The sequence below is a fragment of the Natronococcus sp. CG52 genome (assembly GCF_023913515.1).
In the GTDB taxonomy this organism is placed as follows: domain Archaea; phylum Halobacteriota; class Halobacteria; order Halobacteriales; family Natrialbaceae; genus Natronococcus; species Natronococcus zhouii.
In genome coordinates this window covers 264990-285183 of sequence record NZ_CP099391.1, presented here as the reverse complement: position 1 = coordinate 285183, position 20194 = coordinate 264990, and the positions used below count along the sequence as shown (strand labels likewise).

Genomic DNA, 20194 nt, shown 5'->3' with positions numbered 1-20194 from the left:
TTACTCCCCGAAGGCGAGCGTTTTCACCACCACGGGAACGCTCTCGTGGCCCGCCATCGGCGCCCCCATATCGAGGTAGTCCCCGTCCGCGATTCGTACTTCGTCGAGCACGAGCAGCCGCCGGTCCGTTCGGCTCCGGAGCGTCTGTCCGAGGACCTTCGCGCAGTTCTGACGAGTGACGACGACGACGGATACCGATCGTGAGAGCGCCTCGAGTGCCTCCTCGAGCGCATCGGCGACCGCCTGTAGCCGCTCGTACTCCAGGGAACCGACGTCGTTGATCGCGAGCGCGACGGCGTCGAGGTCCGCGGGATCGTGCAGTTCCTCGATCCGGGAGACCGTCGCTTCGAACCGCGAGACGAGCGCGTCGCCCTCACGGTCGGCGACGCCCGCGACCGCGGCGACCGGAACGTTTCGCAGCGGAAGCGCGTCGGCCTCGAGCGAGATCGTGCGGCCGCTGAGGGCGGTCGTCTCGGTCCCGGCGCCGACGACGGTCGCCCGGATGTCCTCCGCGGACTCGAGCATCGGCCACGACCGGACCGTCTCGTGGCTCGAGAGGCTCGCCGCGAGGAGCCCGCCGAGATCGCCGTACTCGAACGGGTCGGACGGCGGCGCGTCGACGAGTCGGCCGACGCCGCCGCTGAAGACGACGCCGTCCAGGTCGACCGGTTCCTCCGGAGGGTCGCCGATCACCAGGTCGCGCGTGAGGGGGTCGAACGGCGGCCCTTCGAGCAGAGCGACGATTCGATCCGCCATCGCCCCCGCGAGCGCGGCGAGCGTTTCGTCGTCGGGCCGTTCGCCGACCGCGATCGGAAGCTCGAGCGCGTCCGCGAGCAACTGTGCCGGCGGAGAGATCGAGCTGATCCGGCCTCCGTCGTCGAACCCGACGAGCCGACCGCCGACGTCCAGACAGCGCGTCTCTCCGACGCGCGCTCCGCTCCGCCCGCGACCCGCACTCGGTCGACCCTCGAAGATAGCGATGTTGGTCGTGCCTCCGCCGACGTCGACGTTGGCGACGGTACCGCCCGTCTCGGCGGCGCGGGTCGCCGCCCCGGAGCCGCGGCCGGCGAGCACCGCCTCGAGGTCGGCGCCGGCCGTCGCCGCGACGAACTGGCCCGCGTCCGCCGCGATCCGGTGGACGAGCGGTTCGGCGTTCTCCCGGCGCGCGGTCTCGCCGGTGACGATCACCGCACCGGTGTCGACGTTCGCGGGTTCGACGCCGGCCGCCTCGAGTTCGCGGTCGACGAACGCCGCGACGCGGTCGACGTCGATCGTCTCGGCGTCGAGCAGCGGCGTCTCGCGGACCGTCCCGCGGTGGACGACCTCGCGGTCGGTGATCTCGGGGCTCGCGGCGCCTCCCGGCGGCGTCTCGACTCGCAGGCGGCTGACGATTACGTGGGTCGTGGTCGTGCCGACGTCGACGCCGACGCTCGTCAGCCGCTCCGGACGTTCGGTCACGGCCGGTCAGGACTCCGTCCGGAACTCGCGGTCGTCCTCGCGGAGGTCGATACCGCTGGCTTTCTCCTCAAGCATCTCGGCGAGCAGGTCGACGAGTTCGGCGCCGGCCTCGACCGGCGGGAGGCCGCCGCCGTGGACGTTCGAGACGACCGACTTCTTGGCGGTCGCCATCCCCCGCTCCGGGCCGTACACCAGGTACGCGCTCAGGCTCTCGGCGGTCCGAAGACCGGGTCGTTCGCCGATGAGGTTCACGCAGCAGTCGGCGCCGAGTTCCTCGCCGACGGCGTCCATCACGTCCACGCGGCCGAACTCGACGAAGACCGGCGTTCCGACGGAGATACCGCGATTCTCGAGCCCGTCCCGGAGGACCGCCAGTAGTTCCGGGACGTTCGCCTCGACGGCGGTCGACGAGAGCCCGTCGCTGACGACGATCTGGACTTCGGGGTCGGATTGGCACTCGCGCTCGAGTCGCTCGAGGCTCCCGTCGTCGAGCTCTTGACCGAGGTCGGGCCGGGCGAGGTACTGATCCTTGTCCGCGACTCGCGTCCGCAGCCTGACGAGGTCGAGGTCCTCGATCAGTTCGTCTCTCACCTGCGAGCGCACCGCGTCGCGGGCGACGCCGTGGTCCGCCCGGAACTCGAGCAGCGACTCGGTGGTCGGTCGCGGGCCGGCGCGACCGACGCCGAGGCGCGTCGGCGTGCGGTCGACGATTCGCCGGAGCGATTCCTCGTCCGCGTGATCGCGGTTGGAGTCGTGATCGGGAGTCGATTCGAGCGCGTCGGAGTCGGAATCGGTGTTGGATGCCATGGTTACGTGAAGATGGTCGGATCGCCCGCGCGGTCGGTGAGGTGGCCGTCGCGCCAGATATCCATCTCGGCGAGCCACTCGCGGAACGCGGGGGTCGGGCCGAGGTCGAATATCTCCCAGAGGGCGGCGGCGTCGTGGTAGCTGTTCGACTGGTAGTTCAGCATCACGTCGTCGCCCATCGGGACCGTGATGAAGTAGTTCGTTCCCGCGGCGGCGAGCAGGACGGCGAGGTTCTCGATGTCGTTCTGGTCGGCCTGGATGTGGTTCGTGTAGCAGGCGTCGATCCCCATCGAGATGCCGTGTAGCTGGCCCATGAACACGTCCTCGAGCCCCGCCCGGATGACCTGCTGGCCGTCGTAGAGGTACTCCGGGCCGATGAAGCCGACGACGGTGTTGACGAGGAACGGGTCGTAGCGCTTCGCGAGGCCGTAACAGCGCGCCTCGAGAGTGAGCTGGTCGACGCCGCGGTGGGCGTCGCCCGAGAGTTCCGCACCCTGCCCCGTCTCGAAGTACATCACGTTCGGCCCGGACGACACGCAGCGACGCTGCGCGAGGTCGTAGGCTTCGTCGAGGAGGTCGACGTCTACCCCGAACTCGTCGTTCCCGGCCTCGGTGCCGGCGAGGCTCTGGAAGATCAGGTCCGCCGGCGCGCCCTCGCGGATGGCGTCCATCTGGGTGGTGACGTGGGCGAGACAGCAGTTCTGGGTCGGGACGCCCCACTCCTCCACGAACTCGTGGGTCGCCTCGAGGATGCGCGTCGTGGTCTCGACGCTGTCCTGGACGGGGTTGATGCCGATCACCGCGTCACCGACGCCGTACGCCAGCCCTTCTCGCGTGGCGTCGACGATGTTCGAGACGTCGTCCGCGGGGTCGTTCGGCTGCAGTCGAAACGAGAGGGTTCCCGCCTCGCCGACCGTCGTGTTACAGCGGGCCGTCACCTCCATCTTCGAGGTGACGAGGACGAGGTCCATGTTCGACATGAGCTTCGTCACCGCGGCGATCATCTCGCTCGTGAGTCCGGGTCGGATCGCCGCGATCTCGCGCTCTCCCGTGTCGCTGGCGACGAGGAACTCCCGCAGGTCGGCGACGGTCCACTCCTCGATCTCGTCGTACACCGGCTCCCGGACGGCCTCCTGGATGACCCGCGTTACCTCGTCGTCCGTCGCCGGGACGACCGGGTTCTCGCGGAGCGTCTCGAGTCGCATTCCGGCCAGGGCCCGTTTGGCGGCGACCCGCTCGGCGTCCGACGACGCCGCGATCCCGGCGAGTTCGTCGCCGGTCTTGGGCTCGTTCGCCTTGGCGAGAACCTCGATGACGGAATCGAAACGATCCCCGGCCGCCGAATCAGTGGTTTGGATTGCCATAGTGCGATGCCGGCCACTATGACGAGGATACGCTTCATAGTTTGGTAGCTGTTACCAACGAACGGTTGCTGCGACGAAAGCCACGGTGCGTTCGAGGGACGGACGACGCGTGCGGCCGTCGAACCCGCTCGAGCGGCGGGCCGGAGTCGTCCCACACCTTCCGCGATAGCCACGGTTTTCTCCGCCGAGACGACAGCCGACGTATGGAACGAGCGCGAGTGTGGACCGTCGCGATTTTCCTGTTCATCCTCGGCGACGCGATGGCGATGCAGGCGAGAGGGCCGATCCTCTCGAGTCTCGAGGCGACGTTCGGCGCGTCCGAGGCGGCACTCGGACTGGTCGCGCCGGCCGGAACCGTCGGCTTCGCCGTCGCAGCCGTCGCGACGGGGTTGCTCGCCGGCCGCATCCGAATGCGACGGGCGCTCGCGCTCGGGGTCGTCGGTGCCGTCTGTGCGCTCATCGCGATGGCAGCCGCCCCCCTGTACGTCGTCTTTCTGCTCGCGCTGCTGGCCCAGGGCACGGCTGCGGGGGTGTTTCGCGGCATCGACCGTGCGGTCCTGAGCCACCTCCACGCGGCCCGTCGCGGCCGGATCTACACCGCCTACGCGCTCGCGTGGGCCGTCGGCGCCGTGCTCGGACCCCAGCTCGTCAGCGCCGTTCTCGTGGTTACCGACTGGCGGGTCGTCTTCCTCGTGCTCGCCTGCTGTTTCGTCCCGGTCGCGGTCGTCGCGGTTCGGACCGACCTCCCGTCGATGGAGGCCGAGCGATCGATCTCGGTCGACGCGCTCGGAGAACTCCTCCGTCGGCCGGCCGTCGTCGGCGCGTCCGTCGGAATCCTGTGTACCGGCGCCGTCGAAGGGATCGTCTTTACCTGGCTCGCCTACTACGCCGGCGGCTTCTACGGGACGGGAACGGCCAACCTGCTGTTATCGACCTACCTGCTGGCGTACGTGCCCGCGCGGGCCGGCTACACGCTCGTCGTCGACCGGGTCCCCTACCTCGTGCTCCTGCTCGGCACGACCGCCCTCGCGATCCCCGCACTGGCGGTCGCGTTCTCCGGCGTGACCGGACCGATACTCTTCGTCGCCGTCTTCGTCGCCGGCGCCGGCCTCTCGAGCGGCTTTCCGGCCCTGTCGGCGTACGCCGTCGAGGCGGCCCCCGAGTACAGCGGCCCGATCAACGCCGTGACGACCGGCGCGACCTACGCCGGCATCGCAACCGCGCCCGCGCTCGTGGGCGTCCTCGCGGAACCGTACGGACTCGGTCGGGCGCTGTGGCTCACGGTCGTGATCGGCGTCGCACTCTCGGCCACTATCGCGGCGACGTGGCTGTGGACCGGGACGGCGAACGCACCGACGGTCGGGACGACGGCGGACTGAGGAAGGAGTCGAACCCGGAACTAGTCGTCCGCCGGCGCGGCGTCGTCGACGTGGCCCTCGGGAACGGTTCCGTCGTCGTTCCAGTCGCGTTCCGCGTAGTACTCCTCGAGCGCGGCCTCGAAGTCCGGCAGTTCGTACGGCAGCGCGTCGTCGTCTCGGTCGAAGCCGCGCCGGTTGTTGAAGTGGCGCTCGAGCGCGACGACCCGGCCGCCGATCTCGAGGAGGTCCTCGTAGTCGGCGTCGAGCAGGGTCGACAGCCGGTCCTCGTCGACGAAATCCCGCGAGAACTTACAGAGGACGGCGCTGTCCTTGATCGCGTTCGCGTTCTCGAGTTCGACGACCTTCGTCGGTTTCTCTTCGAGCCCCGACTTCTCGAAGGCCTTCTCGGAGTCGACCAGCGGGTACTCGTAGGGATAGAACTCGGCGTACATGTGGTCGGCGCCGCGGTTCGAGGTGGCGAAGGCCAGTCCCTGTCCGTTCAAGGTACGGCCGTCGTGAGCGGGGAACTCGAGTCCCTTTACCGACCAGTTCTCGACGCCGAGGTCGTCGTGGACGCGGTCGACCCCCTCCGCCAGGTCGTCCCCGATTCCGTCGCGGTAGGCGATCTTCTCGACGAGGTCGTGGATCAACTCGACGTTGCCGAACTCGTCCTCGCTCGCCAGGTAGGCCGCGACCGTGTCGCCACAGGAGATGGTGTCCATCCCGAATTCGTCGCAGAGCTTGTTCGACTGCATGACGTCGACGATGTCGTCGACGCCGGAGTTCGGGCCGAACGCCATGACCGTCTCGTACTCCGGCCCCTCGGTCTCGAGGCCCGACTCCTCGTCTCTGGTCGGGAGCTTGCAGGCGAACGCGCAGGCCGAGCAGGTGCCCTTCTTGTACTTCTTCTCCTCGACGCGATCGCCGCTGACGCCCTCGGCGCCTTCGAACGCGGTCTCGGAGAAGTACCGCGTCGGCAGCGCCTCGACCTCGTTCGCGAATTCGGTCATCGAGGAGGTGCCCTGGCGTTTCATGATGTGGTCGGACTTGGCAGCCTCGCCGTGAACGTCCGTCTGCAGCGGCGGAATCTCGACGTCTCGGGTCGAGTCGCCGTCGAAGGTGATCGCCTTGACGTTCTTCGCCCCCAGAACGGCACCCAGTCCGCCCCGACCGAACGCGCGCTCCTTCGAGGTCATGATCGAGGCGAACCGGACCTCGTTCTCGCCCGCGGGACCGACGACTACCGTGTGCTCCGACTCGAGACCGTGTTCGTCCTCGATGTACTCGCAGGTCTCCGAGACCGTCGCCTCCTCGAGGTTCGGAACGGCTTCGAACTCGACTCCCTCGTCCGTAACGTGGACGACGACGAGTTCGTCGCTCGCGCCGGTGACTTCGAGGGCGCTGTAGCCCGTCGCGGTGAAGTTCCGCGAGAGGAATCCGCCGGCGTTCGAGGAGAGCAACCCGTCGGTCAGCGGCGACAGCCCCGTCGCCGACATCCGTCCGGTGAAGCTCATCTGCGAGTGCTGGAGCGGCCCCGTCGCGAAGTAGAGCCGGTTGTCGGCCTCGAGCGGTTCCGCGTCGAACGGAACGCGGTCGTGGGCCAGTTTCGTTCCGAGCGCACGACCGCCGATGAACGACTCGAGTTCGTCGTCGATCGATTCCGTCGTCGCCGATCGCTCGCCGAGGTCGATCGAACAGAGCGGACCACGAACGTGTTTCATATTCGATGATGTGCGACGCACTCACGCAAAAGCCGTTTGGTTCGACGGCGCAGAGCGCGGGGGACGATCAACGAGCGGTCGCTACCAGCGTCGAAGACCGAGCGCCGTCACCGGTCACCGCTTCGAGAGCCCGCGCTCGGGCGCGTGGAGTTCGTCGTCGAGGACGACCTGAAGGCGGTCAGTCGCGAGCAGTTGCTCGATTTGGTCGTGCGTGAACCGTCCGTCGCAGTCGTCGCCGACGAACGTTACGTGCTGGTCCGTCCGCTCGATAACGGTTGCGAGTGCGCTGCCGGTTCGGTAGTGGTATCGGACCGTCGTTCCGGGGTGAAGGGCGTCGCCGGTAACGCGTAGCGGGAGTGTTCCGTGCGGCATCGTACCACGGCAACGGTGGAGTTGCGGTATAGCTCTTGTGGGAGCCGCGTCGGCAGCGAGGAACGGAGCCTGACGACGGAGTACGGAAGCTGCCATGCGGAAGTCTTAGTGTGACGGTGGCCAACTGCGAAACGAATGGTCGGCCACGATTCAGCCGTCGACGTCTATCGGCAGGCGCTGCCAGTCATCCTCGTCAGTCTCGCCGCGGGACTGTTCGCCGGCACGCTGCTCGGCACCGAGACAATGCGCGAGGGAATCGAGAGCGTCCCCGGAATTCTTCTCCTGTTGCCCGCCTTTCTCGCCACGCGCGGCGGTGTCTACGGCTCGCTCGGGGCGCGGCTCTCGAGCGGCCTCCATCAGGGACTGATCGACCCACACTTCGAGTGGAGCGACCGCCTCCGGAACGCGATCGTCGCCTCGTTTCTGAACGGCATCGCCGTCTCGGTGTTCATCGCGGTGCTCGCCTGGGCCATCCTGCTCGTGCTGGGTCGCGGCGGGAGCCTGCTCGAACTCGTGATCATCCTGCTCGTCGCCGCCCTGTTGAGCGCGTTCGCGATGCTCGGCGTCCTGCTCACCGTGATCTTCAAGGGGTATCGCCGCGGACTCGACCCCGACAACGTCATCGGCCCGGTCGTCACGACGGTGGGTGACGTCTTCGGTATCGCCTTCCTGCTGACCGGTATCGCCGTCACCGGGGTGGTGCTGTGAGCGGCGGTGATCTCCTGGCCGGCGAGGACCTTGATCCCGATCTCGTCGGCGACTGGACGGTCCGAAACATCGTGACGACGCTCGTGCCGCTGCTCGCCGCGCTCTCGATCCTTCAGATGGTATCGGGAACCGTCCTCGAGAGCTTCGAGGAGCAGTTGCTCGAGAACCCCTCGCTGTTGATCCTCGTCCCGGTGATGATCGGTACCGCCGGCAATCTGGGATCGATTATGTGCGCGCGGTTCTCGACCCAGTTGCATCTCGGTACGCTCGAGTTCTCTCCGGACAATCCGAATATTCGAGCGAACGTCGGCGCCGTCATGGGGCTCGCGGCGACGGTGTTCGTCCTGCTCGGGATCGCATCGTGGGGGATCGGTCGCGCGCTCGGCGGTACGCTCGGGCTCGGCACGCTGTTGCTCATCACGATCCTCAGCGGCATGCTGCTCGCGATCTGGGTCGTCGTCGTCAGCACGGCCTCGGTCTACGCCTCCTACCGACTCGGTTACGACCCCGACGACACGACGATTCCCGTCGTCACGAACGTCTGTGATATCACGGGCGTGCTCATCCTCTTCGGCGTGGTCTGGGTCGTCCTCTAGACGGAGTCCGATCGGCGCGGAACTCGAGATCGGTCAGTCGGTCTCGTTGCCTTCGTCGCTTTCGTTTCCGGACCCGTCGGACACGTTGAACGAGAGCAGATCGTCATCCTCGTCGGTATCATCGGACTCGTTCGCGTCCTCGTCGCTTTCGTTTCCGGTACTAAGTTCCCCCTCGTCACTGGAGTCGTCGCTATCTCCGTCCTGCTCGTCGTTCTCGTCTTCCTCTTCGCCCTCGTCCTCACCGTCGTCGTCTCCGTCGCTACTTTCGTCATCACCGTCCTGTTCATCCTCGCCGTCCTGTTCGTCTTCGTCGCCGCCCTCCTCATCGTTCTGTTCCTCTTCGTCATCCCCGTCCTGGCCGTTCTGGCCGTCGTCTCCATCGCCATCTTCGTCATCGCCGTCCTGTTCGTCGTTGTCCTCGCCGTCCTGTTCATCATCATTCCCGTCATCCTGCTCGTCTCCGTCTTCATCGTCGTCGCCCTGCTCGCCGTCCTCGTCGCTACCCTCCTCATCGTTCTGTGCCTCGTCGTCATCGTCGCCATCCTCGTCCTGGCCGTCGTCTCCATCGCTATCTTCGTCCTCGCCGTCCTGTTCGTCCTCGCCGCTATCGTCCTCGTCACCGACTCGATCATCGTCCTGCTCCTCCTCATCTTCGTCCTCATCGCTGGACTCGGTGCCCTGCTCGTTCCCGTCGCCGTCGGTGCCCTCGTGGTCCCCGCCTTCGTCGGAGTCGTCTTTCTCGTCGGGCTCGTAGGGCTCGTCTTCGCCCTCGGAATCCTCACCGTCCTGCTCGTCCTCGTCTTCGCCGCCGACGACCTCGAGGTTGCTGATCTCGAATTCGTACTCGGCAGTTTCCTCGCAGTTGTCGAGTTCGAGCGAGTAGACCGCGTCGTCCTCGCCCGGTTCGGGTCCCTCGACGGTGGTGTCCCCGTCCGAGGCGAGTTCGCTCCCGTCTTCGTCGTAGATCCGGATGCTCGAGGAGAGTTCGGATCCGCTCTCGTCGTAGATCCGGGCCTCCATGTCGACCGTCAGTTCCGCATCGCCCGCGTTCTCGAGCATCACGTGAACGTAACACTGCTCGCTCGGCGGCTCGCCCATCCAGGTGAAGGTGTGTTGCACGACCGCGAGGTGAGCTTCGGCCTCGTCCGACAGCAGGATCGTTCCCGGTACCGACTCGTCTTCCTGCAGTCCCGACTCGTCGCTTCCGTCTTCGGCGTCCGTCTCGTCGTCCGTCTCGTTGTCGTCCAGCTCCTCGAGACCGTCGAGGTCCAGGTCGGAATCCTCCTCGTCCTCGTCTTCGTCTTCGTCGTCCTCGAGTACGCCACACCCTGCAAGGATCGCTGAAAGTGATACCCCCGCAGCTGTGCTGAATTCGCGGCGATTTAGATCCATGTGTGTATTCCTCGTGGCCGCTCTCCGCCGATTTCGTGCCGGTACATCGAATCTAAATACACCGTTCTAGACTCCATCGTGTTTAGCGCATCGGATCGTCGTAGAAGGTCTCAGGACGGTGTCATCCCCAATTTTCACTAGTTTTGATAGGTAGAAAATCGGACTGGTTCGGCGGGCGACTCGAGCCGGTCCGGCCGACTACGCTTCCTCGTAAATTCGGTCGACTCGATCTTCGAACCGGTCGAGGATGACGCGGCGTTTCTTCTTCATCGTCGGTGTCAGCATATCGTTCTCCTCGGTGAACTCCCGGGGAACGAGTTCGAAGCGCTTGATCGTTTCGTGCTTCTCGAAGTTCTCGTTAACCCCGTCGACCTCCTGCTGGACGTACTCCCGGACGCGCTCGTCGTCACACGCAGCCTCGGGATCGTCCGGAAGGTCGATACCCTCGTCGGCGGCCCACTCGCGGACGTGATCCGTGTTGGGGACGAGCAGGGCACCGATGAACTTCTCGCCGTCGCCGACGACCATGCACTGTTCGACGAGCTCGCTGGCCGCGAAGGCGTCCTCGATGGGACCGGGAGCGACGTTCTTCCCCGTCGAGAGAACGATGATCTGTTTCACGCGGTCCCGGAACTCGATGTAGTCGTCGGGACGCAGGTGGACGATGTCGCCGGTGCGGAACCATCGAGTGCCGTCGTCGTCTTCGGTGAACGCGCGCGAGGTCGCACCAGGCTTGTTCCAGTAGCCCTGGGTGACGTTTGGCCCGTTCACGAGCAGTTCACCGACCTCGCCGGGGTCCTCGAAGGCGTCCTGGTCGGCGACCGACTCGTCGACGTCGACCTCGACGCCCGGCAGGGTCGGACCGATAGTACCGATCTTGGGCTCCTCGGGTGGGTTGACCGTGACGACTGGCGCAGTCTCGGTGAGCCCGTACCCCTCGTAGATCGGCAGCCCCATCGCGTGGTACAGCGTGCAGAGTTCCTCCGAAAGGCTGCCGCCGCCGCTTATCAGCAGCTCGATCTCGCCGCCGAGGGCCTCGCGAACCGTCGAGAAGACCAGCTTATCGGCGAGCGACTGCTTCGCCTCGAGGAGCGCCCCGGGGTCGTCGGCCTGCTGGTACTCGACGCCGACGTCGGTCGCCCACTCGAAAATCCGTCTTTTGACCGACGACTCGCTGGCCTGCTCGCGGATGGTGTCGTAGATCTTCTCGTAGACGCGAGGGACGCTCGTCGCCGTGTTCGGCCGTACCGTCCCGAAGTCCTCCTTGAGCGTCTCCGTATCCTCCGCGTAGGCGACGCAGGCGCCGCTCGCGAACAACAGGAAGTGACCGGAGGTTCGTTCGAAGACGTGTGCCAGCGGCAGGTACGAGACGGACTGGACGGTCTCGTCGATGGACGGGAGGTCGTCGTCCTTGTCCGGACGCGGGCCGTACCGCTTCCGGATCTGGTTGACGTTCGACCGGAAGTTCCAGTGCGTGAGCTGGACGCCCTTCGGCTGCCCCGTCGTTCCGCTCGTGTAGATCAGACTCGCCAGGTCGTCCATCGCCGGCGCGTCGAGCCACTCCTCGTAGCGCTCGAGATCGAAGACGTCCTCGCCGCGGTCGTGAACGTCCGCGAGCGTCAGGATATCGTTGCGGCCCTCGTAGCCCTCGAGTCGATCCATCGAGACGATGAAGTCGAGATCCAGTTCGTCCTCGACCGCGAGGACGCGCTCGAGAACGTCCTCGTTCTCGACGACGACGGCCTCCGCGTCGGGGTCGTCGAGCAGGTACTGCGCCTGATCGGGCGAGGAACTGGTGTAGACGGTCGTGATGACCGCGCCGGCGGAGAGCAACGCGAAGTCCGTCTGGGCCCACTCCATTCGCGTGTCGGCGAAGACGCCGACGCGGTCGCCTCGTTCGACGCCGAGGTCGCGAAAGCCCGCTGCGAGATTTCGGACGACGTTTCGCATCTCGGTGTAGGATATCGCCCGGAACTCGCCCGCTGAGGCGGGTTCGAGGATCGAATCGGTTAGCGAACGGTTGTAGATACCGCCCTTGTACCGCTGTGCCGGCCGGTTCGGATGTCGCTCGACGGCGTCGTCGAACATCCGACCGAGCGTCGTTTCCCCGATGACCGCGTCCTCGTACTCGCGTTCGGCGTCCCGCCAGTTCATATACGCGTGACAGTACCTCCCGAGCGATAAAACGTGATGAAACTAGTCACATCTATTATCCGGTTTATTCCGGTGATCGACGACCGCCGAGTCGCAGTAACGATCGAACTGAGAACGAGTTTGAGATCGGTACAGGGCTCAGTCGCGGTGATCCAGGTAGCCGATGGCGCCCCGGGCGTTCATCGCCGCTTCGGCACTCGCCTTGTGTTCGCCCCAGGCGTCGGCCCGTTCGGACGACGCGGCGAAGTGGTCGACGACGGCGTCGTCGTCCTCGAGTTCCCCCCGTTTCTCCTCGACCCGTTCGACCCACTCCGAGAGGACCGTTGCATACTCCTCGAGCGCCGCCGCGGCGTCGTCACCGACGTACCGCGGTCCGAAGTGCGTGTACAGGAGCACGTCCGGATCGATCGCTTTGAGCGTCTCGACGTCCTCGAGACACCGCTCGAGGTGGAAGTTCGACGGCGGGGAGGTCTCCACGGTCTCCTCGCTTCCGGGGACCCAGATCCCGGCAGCGTCGGCGGTAAAGACCGCGTCGTTTTCGGGATCCTCGAAGACGACCTGGTGGGGCGCGTGGCCGGGTGCCTCGTGGACGCGCAGTTCGTGATCCCCGAGGTCGATGACGTCGCCGTCCTCGATCTCGACGATTCGGTCTTCGGGGACCGGTTCCGGTTCGACGTAGTACTCCCACTGGTCGGCGACGGCGGCCTTGGTCCCCGCGACGAGTTGTGAGGGGTCGGCCAGGTGGCGCGCGCCGACCGCGGGAACGTAGACGTCGGCGTTCGGGCACGCATCGGCGAGAAAGCCCGCGCCGCCGGCGTGATCGAGGTGGATGTGCGTGACCGCGATCGCCGCGAGTTCGTCGCGGTCGATCCCGATCTCGTCGAGGGCCTCGAGGATCCGCTCGTGGTTCGTCCCGATCCCGGTGTCGACGACGGCGGGCTGATCGTCGTCGAGAATGTAGACGGCGCCGTACCCGCTCGTTCCGTACATTCCGGTGTCGAGGTAGTAGAGGTCCGTACAGTCGCCGACCGTCACCTCACGAATGTCACCGATTTCCATACCGGTAGCCTGTCGTCAGGCGGGATAAAAGCTGGCGTCGCGGCCAGCTTCGAAGCTCGAAACGATACCCGAGAACGATCGTCTCCCGACTGAGAACCGATTGTTATCAGGAACGACGTCGAATCTCGGATACGTCCGGCGGACGAGACTCTCGAGTGCAACGGGTGTGACCGAATCGGTTACGGCGAGTCCGGACGCCGAAGCCGCGCGACGAGGGTACTGTCGTCCGCGCTATCCGCTCGCAGCGAACGGCGCCGGCGCGTAGATCCGGGTTCGATCGGCCTGCTCGGCGTTCCGTTCCTCTCGTGTCAGGATCAGCTGCTACCGTTCGTGTCGGTCCTTCCACTCGCCGATCCCCGACGGATCGAGGTGGACGTGCGCGTCGCCGACGTCCTCGAGCCCGCGAAGGCTGCCGACGAGCTCCGACTCGATGTCGTGGGCCTGCCGGAACGGCATGTCGCCGTCGACCTCGACGTGAACCTCGACCTCGAGGACGGGGCCGTCGTAGAAGACCGTCAGATCGTGGACCCCTTCGACGTCGGGATGATTTCGAAGGATTTCATTGATCCGCGCTCGCTTTGCCGGTCCCGGCGAGGCGCCGATGAGGTAGTCGACGTTCTCGCGACCGATCTCGACGCCCTGGTAGATGACCAGCAGGCTGACGAGCCCGCCGGCGATGGGATCGAGCAGCGGCTGTCCGAGCAGGACGCCGATAATCCCGACGACCGCCGCGAAGGAGGTGTAGATGTCGTTCAGACAGTCCGTCGCGAGCGCCTCGAGCGCGGTCGAGCCGAGGTCTGCGTTGATCAGTTCGGTGTAGCGATAGACGAGGTACATGTCGACGATCGCAAAGGCGAGCGCGCCGAGCAGGAGCGGACTGAAATCGACGTCGACGCCGAAAACGATCCCCTGGGCCGACTCGTACAGCAGGTTCAGCCCGAGCAAGGCGATGACGCTCCCGACGAACAGCGCCGTCAGGGGTTCGATGCGGTCGTGACCGTGCGGATGGGTGTCATCGGGTTCGTCGAACGAACTGCGTCCCCAGACGAGCACGACGATACTCGCGACGAGGTCCGCGATCGAGTGAGCCGCGTCCGCCAGTAGCGCGACGCTGCCGAACGCCAGCCCGGCGGCTCCCTCGACGACGATCTTCACGGCGTTACCGAGGACGTTCGCCCACGACGCTCGCGTGAACCCGTCGCGTCCCGCCTCGTCGGCCATGTCCTGATTTAGAGACAGTCTAAACTTGGGTCTTTTCCTTCCGGGTAGCGGAGCAATCTCTTTTCGCAACCCTCATTGGGAGCCTTCGAGAAGGGCCGCGTATCCAGGCGATGGGGCCCGCCTGACGCAACCGCCGGCGACCCGTTTCCGGTTCCGCGATCGACATCGCTGCCCGCGTGCGGACGGCCGAAACGGCCGGCTGACGGTCCCTGCACCGACCAGTCAGCCATGACCGACGACCACCTGCTCGTCCGACTCGAGACGCTCGCACTGATCGGTATCGGCGGATTCGCCGGTTCGAATCTCCGGTTTTTCGCCGTCGGGCTACTCCCGGATATCGCGGCGGTGTTGCTCGTGAACGTCGTCGGGAGCTTCGTGCTCGGCTTCATCGTCTACGAGGCCGAGTACGCCGGTTTCGTCGAGCGAAAGTCCAGACTCGTCTTTACGACCGGCTTTCTCTCCTCGCTGACGACCTACAGCGCGTTCGCGATCCAGACCGCGCTCGCGGCCGAACCGCTGTTGCTCGTCGCCATCGTCGCCGCCAACTACGGACTCGGCTTCGTCGGCGTGCTCGCGAGCCGAGAACTCGCCCGCAAGGTCAGCGACTGGGGACCGGCGGCGACCGGTGGTGAGACGGCATGAGCGCCCTCTGGCAGGCGCCGGAGCCGCTTCTCGTCGGATTCCTCCTCGCGCTCGAGCCGATCGCCGAGAACGTGACGTTCGATCCGGAGCCGGCCCACACCGTCGGTACCGGCGGTGCGATCGGAGCCGTGCTTCGACACGGGGTCTACCAGCGGCTCTCGAGCGACCGGTACCCGTGGCCGACGCTGGTCGTGAACGTCGTCGGCAGTTTCGTCTTCGGAGCGGCGATCTTCGCGGGGGCGAGCGAGTCGACGGTTCAGCTGCTCGGAGTCGGCATCTGCGGTGCGTTCACGACGTTCTCGTCGTTCTCCGTCGAGACGGTTCAGCTCTACGAGCGCGGCGATCGGGGACTGGCGGTCGCGAACGCGCTCGGAAACCTCGCGCTCTCGCTCGCGGCGATCGGACTCGCGTGGGGAATCGCGACCGTGAATCTATCGTAGCGACCGTGAATCGCAACGAAAAGAGCGACCGCGCTCGGAGCAGTTCGACCAGCAGGATCGCTGCCGACACGAAGTAGATCGGGAGGCCGGTGACGCCCTCGGCCGTCGTGATCAGCGGGTCCGAGGCGGCAGCCGGATCGAAGCCGAGCTCGTACACGAGCCACAGATGACGCCAAAACGACAAGCACTCACACGAGAGGAGCTCGCGCAATCGCGAGGGACGACCGGGTTCTGTTCCAGGAGGGTGCGAGTCGATCGATCACGATTAGCCGTCGAATCCTCCGTTTTCATGACTTTCGATTAGTTCCCGGTAGGTTTAACAGTGAACTGAGGAAGATATTGGTATGAGCGTACGGGACGAGTTCTGGTCGATCTACCGCGAGGCGCTCCCCGTTCTCCTCATTGCGCTCGGTGGCGGACTCTTTGCCGGGCTGGTACTCGAGGAGATGGTCGAGAGCGTCGAGCGGTTTCCCGGCCTGCTCGTGATGATCCCCGTCTTTCTGGCCACTCGAGGCAACGTCTACGGTGCGCTCGGCGGGCGCATCTCGAGCGGGCTCCACCAGGGGTTGATCGAGCCGCGATTCGAGCGGGACGAGCGACTCGTCAACGCGGTCGTAGCCTCGTTTATCAACGGGATCGGCATCTCGATCGTGATCGGCGTCATCACGTGGCTGGCGCTCCTGATACTGGGCTGGGAGGTCGCCGCACTCTACGAACTGGTCGGCATCATGCTCATCGCGGGCGTCCTGACGTCGGTCGTCCTCATCTCCGGGCTACTGGCGCTGGTCTTCGCCGGCTTCACGTCCGGTTACGACCCCGACAACCTTGTCGGTCCGATCGTCACCACCCTCGGTGACATCTTCGGGATGCTGTTCATGCTGTTCGCGATCGGGATCGTGGAGGGGTTCACCTGATGGTCGCCCCGCAGGGTTCGCTCGGCACGTGGGAGGTCCGGAGCATCGTCGGAAACATGTTCCCGCTGCTAGTGGTCCTCTCGATCATCGTCCTCTGGGCCGGCATCACCCTCGAGGAGGCGGAGGAGCTACTCGATCAGTACAGGATCCTCGCAGTGATGGTGCCGACGATGGTCGGCATAGGCGGGAACCTCGGCGCGATCCTGAGTTCGCGACTCTCGACCAGACTCCACCTCGGGACGACGGAGTTCGACCCACGCGATCAAGACCTGTGGGCCAACGTCGGTGCGATCTTCGCGCTCGCGGTAACGATCTTCACGGCGCTCGCGGTCGGCGCCTACCTGCTCGGCGGTTTCGTCGGGTCGACGCTGCCGTTGACGACGCTGCTGACGATCTCGCTGATCAGCGGTCTGTCCGTGGCCGTCATCGCGGTCGTCTCCAGCTTCGCGGCGACGTACGCCTCCTACCGGCTGGGTATCGACCCCGACGACACGACGATCCCGATCGTCACGAACGTCGTCGACGTCTTCGGGATGGTCATCTTCATCGGCGTCTCGGCGCTGGTGCTCGGCTTCTAATCCCGCGGCGGTTCGCGCTCGATCACCCAGCCGAACGCCTTTTCGAACGGGAGTCGTCGAAACGGCACGGACGTTCGGAAAGAGGCATCGCTTCGCTCTCGGCTGGCCGAACCTCCTCAACACGGTGAGCGCGCCGCTGTACGGCTACGCGATGTACGCCGCGTACGGGCGAACCCCCGGACGTGCCGGGGTCGCGCACGTGCTCTCGATGGGGTGCAAATTCGCCCGAATAGGAGCGATCGCGCACCGGTACGATCGCTCGAAAGACGCGTCAGAACGAGTGGGCGATGACTGCAGCCGAGGCGAGACGACCGACTCGAAATCAGGCCTGCGATAGCTCTTCGAACGCTTCGGCGGCCGTCCGGGTCCCCTTCGATATGAGTACGTCGCCACCGTGGATCCGGGCGTCGGCGTCGCCGACCAGCAGCCATCCTTCCTCGGGTCGACGGATGGCGATCACCGACATCGTCGACTCGGTGTCGGGAACGCCGGTGGTGATCTCGGTGCCGTCGAGGGCGCTTCCCGGTTCGACTTCGACGCGGGTGATGATCTCGTCGCTCTCCTCGACGGCCATCTGGACGACCGGGTGAACGTCGAGGCGCCGGAGCACGCCCTCGCTCAAGTCGACGGCGGCATCGCTGATGACCTCCGTGCTGGTCCCCAGCCGGATGAGCCCGCGCAGCACCACGGGATCGGACGCGTCGGCGGCCGCCCGGAGCGTCCAGGCCTCGAAGCGAGACTGCATCGCGTCGACCTCGACCTCCAGGTTCCGGACCTCCTCGGCGAGCCCCTTGCTGTCGAACAGGACGCTACTGTAGGCCAGATCGATTGCCAGCTCCGAGAGGTTCTTCATGTGGACGATCGTGTCCACGGCTCGCTCTAAATCGTCGATGTCCGGCGTATCGACCGCAGGCGTCTCGTACGTCGATCCGGTCAACGTTTCGCAAACCTCACCGATCGAAGAGTCGGGGCCGCGGAGGAGCGCGACGTCGTCGGAGGCGACGGTCGTCGTCGGACCGGGGTTGAGCAGCCAGTCGTCGCCGCGCCGGAGCGCGATCACGCGGACACCCGTCTCGGATTCGAGGTCGATATCCTGGAGCGTGCGATCGGCGTAGGGTGAGTTCGTATCGACGACGCCGCGGACGAGCACTTCGGCGGCCTCGGGTAGTGCCGCACGCATCGCCTCCGGGAGCCCCATCTCCTCGAGGACGATCTTCGCGATGTCGCCGGCGGCGTCGCTGATCGTCCCCGTCGCAGCGACGATTCCGAGGACCGGTGCGAGCTGTTCCGTGTCCGATGGATTCCGGGCTGCCATCAGCAGCCCCATCCGGGCGCGCATCTCGAGGATGTCCATCTGCTGTTCGAGTCGAAGAACCTCCTTCGCGAGATCCTCGTTACGGTGCAACACTGCAGAGTAGGAGAGATCGATCAACAGCTCGGCGGTGTCTTTCATCTCGACGAGCACGTCCTTGACGCTGACCGGCTCGTACTCGATCGACACCGGTGACGGCTCGTCCTCGAGCGGGTCCATGTCGTAACCCAGCCACCCACGTTAAAAAAACGTTTCCCGCACTGTTCGTCCCGATCCGGGAGACAGCGCCTTCCGATACGGTTTTGGACGGCCGCAATGAACCCACGAGCAATGATCGACCGGACGTATCTGCGCGAGAACCCCGAGGAGGTGCGCGACGGCCTCGAGAACCGGGGTGCCGACGTGGATCTCGACGACGTGATCGATATCGACGAACGGTGGCGGGAGCTGAAGGCTCGCGGCGACGAACTGCGCCACGAGCGCAACCAGATCACCGAGCAGATCGGAAAGCTGGTCGCCGAGGGAAAACAGGAGGAGAAGGACGAGGCGATCGACCGCTCGAAGGAGCTCAAAAGCGAGATCGAGGAGGTCGAAGCCGAAGCCGCCGAACTCGGCGACGAGCTTCGAGAGCGGATGCTCGAGATCCCACAGATTCCCCACGAGAGCGTCCCGCTAGGGGTCGACGAACGCCACAACGTCGAGGATCGTCGCTGGGGATTCGACGACCTGCGCGAGATACCCGCCGACGTCGTCCCCCACTACGATCTCGGCGAGGAGATGGACATCATCGACGAGGCCCGCGGTGCGAAGACGACCGGGTCGGGCTTTTACTTCCTGAAGGGCGACGGCGCCCGTCTCGAGCACGCGCTGATCCAGTTCATGATGGATATCCACCGCGAACAGGAGTACGTCGACCTCTTCCCGCCGGTGCCCGTCAAGAGCGAGGCAATGCGCGGCACCGGGCAGTTCCCCAAGTTCACCGACGACGCCTTCCGTCTGGGCGGGAGCAACGACGAGGAGTACGACGACGAGGACCTCTGGCTCTGTCCCACCGCCGAGGTGCCCGTCACCAACATGTACGCCGGCGACATCCTCCTCAAGGACGACCTGCCGCTCAAACACCAGGCCTACACGCCGAACTTCCGCCGCGAGGCCGGCGAACACGGTACCGAAACGCGGGGGATCGTCCGCGTCCACCAGTTCAACAAGGTCGAACTCGTCAACTTCGTCGAACCGGAGGAGAGCTACGACCGTCTCGAGGGACTGCTCGACGAGGCAGAGGAAGTACTTCGGCGACTCGATCTCCCCTACCGCATTCTCGAGCTCTGTACCGGCGACCTCGGCTTCACCGCGGCGAAGACCTACGACATCGAGGTCTGGGCCCCCGGTGACGACATGGAGGGTGGACCCGACGAGGGCGGCCGATGGCTCGAGGTCTCGTCGGCCTCGAACTTCGAGGACTATCAGGCCCGTCGGGCCGGCCTGCGCTACCGGCCCGAACGCCACGAATCCGCCGAGTACCTCCACACGCTGAACGCCTCCGGGCTCGCGATTCCGCGGGTGATGGTGGCGATCCTCGAGTACTACCAGAACGACGACGGGACGGTGACGATTCCCGAGGCTCTCCAGCCGTACATGGGCGGTCAGGAGCTCGTCGAAGGTCACGAGAAGGTCGGCGAGAGCGCCCTCGGCGCCGGCGAGCGCGAGTAGCGGATTCGGCCTATCACTTCAGCAGTCCGAACACGGTCGAGTAAATCTCCGCCAAAGTGGTTATCCACTCTATACGTTCGTTTCAGTTGTGCGTACGTCACTTCGACAAAAAGCGCTCGCATCGATCGTGGGACTGCTATTCGGTGTCGTATCCCGTCGCTCTTCCCGTGGTGGCTCGGCGTACTCGCGCTCTTCGTGATGGTCCGTTCTTCCTCACGGTACTCGCGGCGTGAGTAGGAACTCCACATCCGTAGAGAGCTATCCGTACGACTCGTGATCCGAACGGCGGGACGGACGGTCTTCGAACCGACCCGGACCGACGCGACGGGGGTGTCGCTACGATACTCGAAAGCGGAGAACGGCAAACAGAGGGTAGAAACGGGAGAAA

General features: G+C 65.6%; 18 protein-coding genes. 8 read left to right on the top strand and 10 right to left on the bottom strand.

Annotated elements, in window-relative coordinates; genetic code table 11:
* Genes NED97_RS01410 through NED97_RS01400 form a run of 3 tightly spaced genes read right to left on the bottom strand, consistent with a single transcriptional unit; the run spans position 1 to position 3629 of the window.
* Positions 1-1458, bottom strand: a complete 1458-nt coding sequence (locus NED97_RS01410) for an ethanolamine ammonia-lyase reactivating factor EutA (RefSeq protein WP_252488959.1) — start codon at positions 1456-1458, stop codon at positions 1-3.
* 6 nt (positions 1459-1464) lie between these two features.
* Entirely contained in the window at positions 1465-2265 is an 801-nt protein-coding gene (eutC, locus tag NED97_RS01405) for an ethanolamine ammonia-lyase subunit EutC (RefSeq protein ID WP_252488958.1), read from the bottom strand.
* A 2-nt stretch (positions 2266-2267) separates the two neighbouring features.
* Positions 2268-3629, bottom strand: a complete 1362-nt coding sequence (locus NED97_RS01400) for an ethanolamine ammonia-lyase subunit EutB (protein ID WP_252488957.1) — start codon at positions 3627-3629, stop codon at positions 2268-2270.
* A gap of 203 nt (positions 3630-3832) precedes the next feature.
* Here NED97_RS01400 and NED97_RS01395 point away from each other — a divergent pair, with 203 nt between their 5' ends.
* On the top strand, positions 3833-5008 hold the full coding sequence (locus NED97_RS01395) for an MFS transporter (RefSeq protein ID WP_252488956.1): 1176 nt from the start codon (positions 3833-3835) through the stop codon (positions 5006-5008).
* 20 nt (positions 5009-5028) lie between these two features.
* On the opposite strand, the gene NED97_RS01390 is transcribed toward NED97_RS01395, so the two are convergent.
* Together NED97_RS01390 and NED97_RS01385 are read right to left on the bottom strand one after the other, a co-directional pair.
* The gene (locus NED97_RS01390; RefSeq protein WP_252488955.1) at positions 5029-6708 is read right to left on the bottom strand and encodes an aldehyde ferredoxin oxidoreductase family protein; all 1680 of its coding nucleotides are present in this window, start codon (positions 6706-6708) and stop codon (positions 5029-5031) included.
* Positions 6709-6822: 114 nt separating this feature from the next.
* Positions 6823-7080, bottom strand: a complete 258-nt coding sequence (locus NED97_RS01385) for a hypothetical protein (RefSeq protein WP_252488954.1) — start codon at positions 7078-7080, stop codon at positions 6823-6825.
* 135 nt (positions 7081-7215) lie between these two features.
* Between NED97_RS01385 and NED97_RS01380 the strand changes: the two genes are divergently transcribed.
* Positions 7216-7788: a magnesium transporter gene (locus NED97_RS01380; protein WP_252488953.1), complete on the top strand. Its 573-nt coding sequence runs from the start codon at positions 7216-7218 to the stop codon at positions 7786-7788.
* Complete coding sequence (locus tag NED97_RS01375) at positions 7785-8384, top strand: magnesium transporter (protein ID WP_252488952.1); 600 nt, start codon at positions 7785-7787, stop codon at positions 8382-8384. Before NED97_RS01380 ends, NED97_RS01375 begins: the two co-directional genes overlap by 4 nt.
* Positions 8385-8417: 33 nt before the next feature.
* On the opposite strand, the gene NED97_RS01370 is transcribed toward NED97_RS01375, so the two are convergent.
* The 4 genes from NED97_RS01370 to NED97_RS01355 form a co-directional block, all read right to left on the bottom strand.
* Positions 8418-9776: a hypothetical protein gene (locus tag NED97_RS01370; RefSeq protein ID WP_252488951.1), complete on the bottom strand. Its 1359-nt coding sequence runs from the start codon at positions 9774-9776 to the stop codon at positions 8418-8420.
* Positions 9777-9974: 198 nt separating this feature from the next.
* Positions 9975-11930 (bottom strand): AMP-dependent synthetase/ligase, encoded by a 1956-nt coding sequence (locus NED97_RS01365; protein ID WP_252488950.1) that lies wholly within the window; start codon positions 11928-11930, stop codon positions 9975-9977.
* A gap of 138 nt (positions 11931-12068) precedes the next feature.
* On the bottom strand, positions 12069-12989 hold the full coding sequence (locus tag NED97_RS01360; RefSeq protein ID WP_252488949.1) for an MBL fold metallo-hydrolase: 921 nt from the start codon (positions 12987-12989) through the stop codon (positions 12069-12071).
* A 321-nt stretch (positions 12990-13310) separates the two neighbouring features.
* Positions 13311-14210, bottom strand: a complete 900-nt coding sequence (locus tag NED97_RS01355) for a cation diffusion facilitator family transporter (protein WP_252488948.1) — start codon at positions 14208-14210, stop codon at positions 13311-13313.
* A 228-nt stretch (positions 14211-14438) separates the two neighbouring features.
* On the opposite strand from NED97_RS01355, the gene NED97_RS01350 reads away from it, so the two are divergent.
* From NED97_RS01350 to NED97_RS01335, 4 genes are all read left to right on the top strand, one after another.
* Positions 14439-14852 carry a CrcB family protein gene (locus tag NED97_RS01350; protein ID WP_252488947.1) on the top strand — a complete coding sequence of 138 codons (414 nt, stop codon included), beginning with the start codon at positions 14439-14441 and terminating at the stop codon, positions 14850-14852.
* A complete protein-coding gene (locus NED97_RS01345; protein WP_252488946.1) occupies positions 14849-15292 on the top strand; it encodes a fluoride efflux transporter FluC in 444 nt (147 codons plus the stop codon). Before NED97_RS01350 ends, NED97_RS01345 begins: the two co-directional genes overlap by 4 nt.
* A gap of 344 nt (positions 15293-15636) precedes the next feature.
* A complete protein-coding gene (locus NED97_RS01340) occupies positions 15637-16206 on the top strand; it encodes a magnesium transporter (RefSeq protein ID WP_252488945.1) in 570 nt (189 codons plus the stop codon).
* Positions 16206-16784, top strand: a complete 579-nt coding sequence (locus NED97_RS01335; protein ID WP_252488944.1) for a magnesium transporter — start codon at positions 16206-16208, stop codon at positions 16782-16784. The genes NED97_RS01340 and NED97_RS01335 overlap by 1 nt, the downstream gene beginning before the upstream one ends.
* 322 nt (positions 16785-17106) lie before the next feature.
* On the opposite strand, the gene NED97_RS01330 is transcribed toward NED97_RS01335, so the two are convergent.
* Positions 17107-18315, bottom strand: coding sequence for a potassium channel family protein (locus tag NED97_RS01330; RefSeq protein ID WP_252488943.1), 1209 nt, complete (start codon positions 18313-18315; stop codon positions 17107-17109).
* 111 nt (positions 18316-18426) lie between these two features.
* On the opposite strand from NED97_RS01330, the gene serS reads away from it, so the two are divergent.
* Positions 18427-19806, top strand: a complete 1380-nt coding sequence (gene serS / locus NED97_RS01325) for a serine--tRNA ligase (protein ID WP_252488942.1) — start codon at positions 18427-18429, stop codon at positions 19804-19806.
* Positions 19807-20194 lie beyond the last annotated feature (388 nt).

What these genes read in the sequence shown, in the direction of transcription:
- eutC (WP_252488958.1), bottom strand. Translation starts at nt 2,265, where the DNA reads ATGGCATCCAACACCGATTCCGACTCCGACGCGCTCGAATCGACTCCC.
- NED97_RS01400 (WP_252488957.1), bottom strand. Translation starts at nt 3,629, where the DNA reads ATGGCAATCCAAACCACTGATTCGGCGGCCGGGGATCGTTTCGATTCC.
- NED97_RS01395 (WP_252488956.1), top strand. Translation starts at nt 3,833, where the DNA reads ATGGAACGAGCGCGAGTGTGGACCGTCGCGATTTTCCTGTTCATCCTC.
- NED97_RS01390 (WP_252488955.1), bottom strand. Translation starts at nt 6,708, where the DNA reads ATGAAACACGTTCGTGGTCCGCTCTGTTCGATCGACCTCGGCGAGCGA.
- NED97_RS01385 (WP_252488954.1), bottom strand. Translation starts at nt 7,080, where the DNA reads ATGCCGCACGGAACACTCCCGCTACGCGTTACCGGCGACGCCCTTCAC.
- NED97_RS01380 (WP_252488953.1), top strand. Translation starts at nt 7,216, where the DNA reads ATGGTCGGCCACGATTCAGCCGTCGACGTCTATCGGCAGGCGCTGCCA.
- NED97_RS01370 (WP_252488951.1), bottom strand. Translation starts at nt 9,776, where the DNA reads ATGGATCTAAATCGCCGCGAATTCAGCACAGCTGCGGGGGTATCACTT.
- NED97_RS01365 (WP_252488950.1), bottom strand. Translation starts at nt 11,930, where the DNA reads ATGAACTGGCGGGACGCCGAACGCGAGTACGAGGACGCGGTCATCGGG.
- NED97_RS01360 (WP_252488949.1), bottom strand. Translation starts at nt 12,989, where the DNA reads ATGGAAATCGGTGACATTCGTGAGGTGACGGTCGGCGACTGTACGGAC.
- NED97_RS01355 (WP_252488948.1), bottom strand. Translation starts at nt 14,210, where the DNA reads ATGGCCGACGAGGCGGGACGCGACGGGTTCACGCGAGCGTCGTGGGCG.
- NED97_RS01350 (WP_252488947.1), top strand. Translation starts at nt 14,439, where the DNA reads ATGACCGACGACCACCTGCTCGTCCGACTCGAGACGCTCGCACTGATC.
- NED97_RS01345 (WP_252488946.1), top strand. Translation starts at nt 14,849, where the DNA reads ATGAGCGCCCTCTGGCAGGCGCCGGAGCCGCTTCTCGTCGGATTCCTC.
- NED97_RS01340 (WP_252488945.1), top strand. Translation starts at nt 15,637, where the DNA reads ATGAGCGTACGGGACGAGTTCTGGTCGATCTACCGCGAGGCGCTCCCC.
- NED97_RS01335 (WP_252488944.1), top strand. Translation starts at nt 16,206, where the DNA reads ATGGTCGCCCCGCAGGGTTCGCTCGGCACGTGGGAGGTCCGGAGCATC.
- NED97_RS01330 (WP_252488943.1), bottom strand. Translation starts at nt 18,315, where the DNA reads ATGGACCCGCTCGAGGACGAGCCGTCACCGGTGTCGATCGAGTACGAG.
- serS (WP_252488942.1), top strand. Translation starts at nt 18,427, where the DNA reads ATGATCGACCGGACGTATCTGCGCGAGAACCCCGAGGAGGTGCGCGAC.